Origin of the sequence: Actinotalea sp. (assembly GCF_041597215.1) — a bacterium.
Classification (GTDB): Bacteria; Actinomycetota; Actinomycetes; order Actinomycetales; family Cellulomonadaceae; genus Actinotalea.
On record NZ_JBFHHB010000197.1, the window covers coordinates 1 to 5,969 of the forward strand.

A 5,969-nucleotide genomic window follows, 5' to 3' on the forward strand; every position below is an offset into this window, starting at 1 on the left:
CGGTGTCCTACGCGCTCACGGCATGGACGCCCGAGGTCGAGGCCCGCGTGGTGGCACTCGTGAGGGCCGCCGTGGGGTGACGGCCGTGCCCGCGGTCGATCAGCGGCCGCGCTCGACGGGCGCGCGGCGCGTCAGGTGGCCGATCGCCTCGTCCACCACCACGGGGTCGGCGAGGATCCGCTGGTGGCCGAGGCCCTCGGTGCTGTGGAGTCGGGCGTTCGGCCAGTCGCTCGCGATCTGCGCACCGACCCGGTACGGCGTCTCCTTGTCGGTCCTGTCGTGCACCACCAAGGTGTCCGGCATCGATCCGTCCACCCCGAGCGGTCCGAGGTCGAAGCTCGCGAGGGAGCGTTCCGTGACCCGCTCCAGCTCGCCTCGAAGGTGCTCCGCGACGCGCGAGGGGAGCCTGAGCACCCGACTGAACTCCTCGACGACCACAGCGAAGTCGTGGTTCGGCGCGATGAGCACGAGACGCTCGGCCGGCAGACCTGCGGCGACCACCTGACAGGTGACGGTGCACCCCAGGGAGTGAGCGATGACGCCCGCCGCGGGGCCGAACTCCCGGCCGGCCGCCTCGAACGCCTCGATCATCTCCATCACGGTGCCGCGCCGGTGACCCATGAAGCCGTCGTCCGAGTCGCCGTGCGACGGCGCGTCGACCGCGACGACGCGGTGCCCCGCGGCGACGAGCGGCTCGACGAAGGAGCCGAGCTGACCACGCCACCCGCCCCAGCCGTGGACCAGGTACACCACGGGCCCCTCGCCCCAGACCTCGGCTGCCACGGTGCCCCCACGGGGGACAGGCAGACGGTGCACCTCACCCGTGGTCGTGCGATGGTCCCGCCCGGCCCGCGGACCGCGGATCGTGCACCAGAGGTCCAGCGCGAGCCTGTCCGCTGCAACGGGTGCCACGACGCCGAGCACTCGCAGTCGCGCACGGATCCACGCGAGCCGGAGCAGGGCGAGGGACCGGCGGCGCGCCCTCGCGGTCCGCGCCTTCACGGACGCACGGGGCGACGGTCTCGTGGTGGTCGTGCTCATCGGTCCTCCTCGTTACTGCCGGTCTCGGCCGCGCCGCCGCGCGTCGAGGCGAGCGCCGGCGACTCGTGCCCGTCGGCGCGCACGGCGTCGAGCAGCGCCGCGACGCTGCGTCGGGTGCGTGCTTCGGCCTGCGGGTCGTCGAGCAGCCGCAGCGCGTGGTGGAAACCGAGCATCGTGGCGTACAGCTCGTGGGCGAACTGCGCGGGGTCGGCATCGGGCCGGAACTGGCCGTCGTCGATCCCACCGCGCACGATGCGCGCGATGGACTCGTCGAGGGCGAGGTGGTGCTCTCGGAGTCGGTCGCGGACCGGACCGGGCCGCTCGTCGAGCTCGCTGCTCGCCTTGACGATCACGCACCCGCCGGGTTGCCGGGTGCGCCCGCAGGTCAGCCATCGCTCGACGAGGTCGAGCACTCGGGCCTCACCGCGCGGGGCGGAGAGTGCCGGGACGAGAACTGTCCGGGAGAACTCGTCGGCCGCCGCGTCGAGAACGGCGATCTGCATCGCCTCCTTCGAGCCGAAGTGGGCGTACATCCCGCTCTTGGACATCCCGACGGCGGTGGCGATGCTGCTGATGGTCAGCCCGGCCAGACCGACCCGGCAGGCGTGCGCCACGGCGCGTCCGACGATCGCCTCGCGCGTCCGGTCACCCTTGCGCCGAGAGGGCATCCGGTCCCCGGCTGCTGCACTCGATCGTGCCGATCCGTCCACGCCCATCCCGCCAAAATAGCACGATCGTTCGTTCTTCGAGCTCGGCCCGCCTCGCCCCGCCTCCCCTACCGCCTCGCGGGGCCCACCGTGGACCGCACCCAGCGTTCGTCCCGCGTGGAGACGGGGTGGACGGACCCGGTCAGGTCGAGCGTCGCCGCCGTCTCGCGCTCGTCGCAGGACCCGCCCACCCAGAGCTCGACCTCGCCCGGCTCGACCACCCGCACCATCGATCGGTCGGAGAGGGCGAGCCGCGTGGTGGGCACGCGGAACCTGACCTCTGCCGACTCCCCGGGACCCAGCTCCACGCGGCGGTAGCCGATCAGCTGTGCTGTCGGGCGGGTGACGGAGCCGACCACGTCACGGCCGTAGAGCTGGACGACGTCCGCGCCGCGTCGCTCGCCCGTGTTGGTCACCATGACGGTCACGTCCACCTCGTCGTCCGTCCGCGCCTCCGGACGGCCCGTCGGCCCCGCCACACGCAGGTCGGTGTGCGCGAACGTCGTGTAGGACAGCCCGTGCCCGAAGGGCAGCGCCGGAGTCGTGTCGAGGGTGCTCGCATCGGAGGTGCCGCCGAGGACGGGGTGCAGGTAGGAGTACGGCTGCGCCCCCGCCGAGCGCGGAAGGCTGACCGGGAGCCGGCCGGAGGGGTTGACCCGACCCGAGAGCACCCGGGCGATCGCCCCCGCACCCTCCTCACCGGGGAAGAACGCCTGGACCACGGCCGCGCAACGGTCCAGCGCCCACCGGACGGCATAGGGCCGCCCGGTGACCAGCACCAGGACGACGGGCGTCCCCGTGTCGAGCACGGCTTCGACGAGCTCGCGCTGGACGCCCGGCAGCTCGAGCGAGTCCCGGTCGCAGCCCTCGCCGACGGTCCCGCGACCGAACAGCCCCGCCTGGTCCCCGACCACGAGGACCGCGACCTCGGCCGTGCGCGCCGCCTCGACGGCGGCCGGGATCCCCGACCGGTCCTCGTCGTCGACCGCGCAGCCGACGGAGTAGGTGACCTCCGCCGCGGGCCACTCCTCCCGCACGGCGTCCAGGACCGTCGGCACGTCGATGCCCGTCGGCAGGTCCGGGTGGTGACCCATGACGTGGTTGACGAAGGCGTAGCAGCCGAAGAGCGCGGGGACGCGGTCGGCGTTCGGGCCGATCACCGCCACGCGTCCGGGCTGCGCCAGCGGCAGGGTGCCGTCGTTCGTCAGCAGGACGAGGGACTCCTCGGCGAGGCGCGCGGCGACGGCGCGGTGCGCCGGCGGGTCGAGGTCGATCGACTCGGGGACGACGACCTCGAAGCCGGGGTCGAGCAGGCCGAGCTCGGACTTCTGCCGCAGCGCACGGAGCACGGCACGATCGACGAGCGCCTCCGGGACCGCTCCGTCGAGCACCTTCGCGACGAGCGGCTCGAGGTAGGCGTTGCCGGTGGGCAGCTCGATGTCGATCCCGGCCGTCAGCGCCTGGACGGCGGCATCACCGAGGTCGCGAGCCACGGCGTGGTGGGAGTGCAGGAAGGCGATCCCGAAGTAGTCGGCGACGACCGTCCCCTCGAAGCCCCATCGCTCACGGAGCAGGTCCGTGAGCAGGCTCGCGTCGGCCGCGACCGGGAGCCCGTCGACCTCGGCGTAGGAGTGCATCACCGACCGGACGCCTCCGTCGAGCACTGCCATCTCGAAGGGAAGGAGCAGGACGTCGGCGAGCTCGCGGGGCCCGGCGTGGACCGGCGCGAGGTTGCGCCCGGCGCGGGAGGCGGAGTACCCGACGAAGTGCTTGAGCGTCGCGATCACGCCCGTGCTCTGCAGTCCACGGACGTACGAGGTGCCGAGGGTGCCGACCACGTACGGGTCCTCGCTCATGCACTCCTCGACCCGGCCCCAGCGTGCGTCGCGGATGACGTCGAGGACGGGAGCGAGCCCCTGGTGCACACCCAGCGTGCGCATGCTCGTGCCGATCGCCTCGCCCATCTCCTGGACGAGCTCCGGGTCGAACGACGCGCCCCATGCCAGCGGGGTCGGGAAGCTCGCGGCCTTCCAGGCGGCCAGACCGGTCAGGCACTCCTCGTGGACAAGGGCCGGGATCCCGAGCCGGGTCTCGGTCCGGAACCAGTGCTGCAGGTCCCGGAGCCAGGTGACGCGCTCGACAGGGTCGACGGGACGGGTGCCGTACACCCGAGTGAGGTGCCCGAGGCCCTCGGCGGCGAAGGCCTCCACGGTCGGCTCCTCGCCGGCCATCGCGTCCTGCATCGGCGCGACGACCTCGCCGCCCTCGTCGACCCAGAACCCGACGAGCTGGGCGACCTTCTCGCGCAGGGTCATCCGGGCGAGCAGCGCGGCGGCGCGCTGCTCGTGCTCGGGAGATCCGAGGTGCTCGGCGGGGGTCATGTCAGCTCCGTGTCGTCGATGCGGGATGCCCGCGTCCGGCGACAGCGCCCTGACGGCCCAGAGGGCCTGCGACCGAATGCGAAAGTTTCCAATTCCTCGTGCGTGCCAACACGCTAGACTCGCCTCCTCGGCACGGTCAATCCCCCGGGACACTCCGGGCGATGTCGCGCGAAACTTTCTCACCGCACCGGGAGGGGAGGCATAGATGGCAGCCAGCGGCGGGCAGCGCCTGACGATCGCCGACGTCGCCGAGCTCGCGGGGGTCTCGGTGCCGACCGTCTCCAAGGTGCTCAACGGGCGCCATGGCGTCGCGCCCGAGACCCGGACCCGGGTCCAGGAGCTCCTCGACGCGCACGGCTACCGGCGTCGCGGGACCCAGCGCCGACAGCGCGTCGGGCTCATCGACTTCGTCGTGCGCGACCTCGCCACCCCGTGGGCGACCGAGCTGGTCGCAGGAGCGGAGCAGGAGGCCGCCCGCGCCGGAGTGGGTCTCGTCGTCACCTCGGCGCACGGACGGCAGATGGGCAACCGCCACTGGATCCAGCAGCTCGCCACGCGACGCACCGACGGGATCGTCCTCGTGGTCTCCGAGCTGATGCCCGGGGCCGAGGACGAGCTGCGACTGCTCAACATCCCCCTGGTCCTGGTCGACCCGGTCGGCGCGGCCTCGAGCGCCCAACCCGTGGTCGCCGCGACCAACTGGGCGGGGGGACGCTCGGCCGTCGACCACCTCCTCGCGCTCGGGCACACCCGGATCGGTGTCGTGACGGGGCCGGCAGAGGTCGCCTGCGCGCGCGACCGGCTCGACGGGTACCGAGCCGGGCTGCTGAGGGCCGGCCTGACCCCCTGCGAGGAGCTGGTCCGCTCGAGCCCCTTCGAGGTCGACGGCGGTCGCACCGCCGCCCGATCGCTCCTGGACCTGCCCGAGCCCCCGACGGCGATCGTCGCCGGGTCCGACCAGCAGGCCTACGGGGTCTACCAGGCTGCCCGCGAGCGCGGCCTGACCATCCCCGACGACCTCTCCGTCGTCGGCTTCGACGACGTCGCCATGTGCGAGTGGCTCTCGCCACCGCTGACGACCGTGCGCCAGCCACTCATGGACATGGCGCGCGAGGCGACCAGGATCGTCCTCACGCTCGGCAGGTCCGAGTCCGTGCCCGCCCCGCACGTGGAGCTGGCGACCCGACTCGTCGTCCGCGCCTCGACGGCGCCACCCCGGGCCCGCTGAGCCGTGCGGCTCGGGTCCCATCCGCGGCATGGCGAAACCGGGACCCGGCCCGGGTACCGTGACGGGGTGTCCTCGCACCGTGACGGCTCCACAGCCCCGCCCGCCGACGGCCGTGCGGCCGTCGTGGCTGCCGTCGTCGTGGTGTCCGATCGCTGCTCGCGCGGCGAGGCCACGGACCGGTCGGGGCCGGTGGCCGTCGATCGGCTGCGCAGCGCAGGGCTGAGCGTCGGCGAACCGACGATCGTCCCCGACGGGGCCGACCAGGTCCGCGAGGCCCTGGCCGCCGTGCTGGCGGGCCCCGCGCGACTCGTGGTCACTAGCGGCGGAACGGGGCTCACCCCGCGCGACCGCACCCCCGAGGGCACCCGCCCGCTGCTGGCGACCGAGCTCACCGGGCTCGCCGAGGCGATCCGACGCGCCGGCCAGGCCCATGTCGCCGCCGCCGTGCTCTCCCGGGGGCTGGCCGGGCTCACCGAGCGCGGGCAGATCGTCGTCAACCTGCCGGGGAGCCCCGCGGCCGTCGGTCAGGGCCTCGACGTGCTCCTCCCGCTGCTGGACCACATGCTCGACCAGATCGCCGGAGGGGACCACTCATGAGCCTCGTGCGGGTGA

5 protein-coding genes are annotated in these 5,969 nt (G+C 73.6%); 2 read left to right on the forward strand and 3 right to left on the reverse strand.

The window, feature by feature from the left end; genetic code table 11:
* Positions 1–99 precede the first annotated feature (99 nt).
* Genes ABWK99_RS12540 through ABWK99_RS12550 form a run of 3 tightly spaced genes read right to left on the reverse strand, consistent with a single transcriptional unit; the run spans position 100 to position 4,129 of the window.
* On the reverse strand, positions 100–1,041 hold the full coding sequence (locus ABWK99_RS12540; protein WP_372595038.1) for an alpha/beta fold hydrolase: 942 nt from the start codon (positions 1,039–1,041) through the stop codon (positions 100–102).
* A complete protein-coding gene (locus ABWK99_RS12545) occupies positions 1,038–1,757 on the reverse strand; it encodes a TetR/AcrR family transcriptional regulator (RefSeq protein WP_372595039.1) in 720 nt (239 codons plus the stop codon). The genes ABWK99_RS12540 and ABWK99_RS12545 overlap by 4 nt, the downstream gene beginning before the upstream one ends.
* Positions 1,758–1,816: 59 nt before the next feature.
* Positions 1,817–4,129, reverse strand: coding sequence for a beta-glucosidase (locus tag ABWK99_RS12550; protein ID WP_372595040.1), 2,313 nt, complete (start codon positions 4,127–4,129; stop codon positions 1,817–1,819).
* A gap of 205 nt (positions 4,130–4,334) precedes the next feature.
* On the opposite strand from ABWK99_RS12550, the gene ABWK99_RS12555 reads away from it, so the two are divergent.
* Complete coding sequence (locus ABWK99_RS12555; RefSeq protein ID WP_372595041.1) at positions 4,335–5,357, forward strand: LacI family DNA-binding transcriptional regulator; 1,023 nt, start codon at positions 4,335–4,337, stop codon at positions 5,355–5,357.
* Between the two features lie 66 nt (positions 5,358–5,423).
* Positions 5,424–5,954 carry a molybdenum cofactor biosynthesis protein B gene (locus tag ABWK99_RS12560; protein ID WP_372595042.1) on the forward strand — a complete coding sequence of 177 codons (531 nt, stop codon included), beginning with the start codon at positions 5,424–5,426 and terminating at the stop codon, positions 5,952–5,954.
* Positions 5,955–5,969 lie beyond the last annotated feature (15 nt).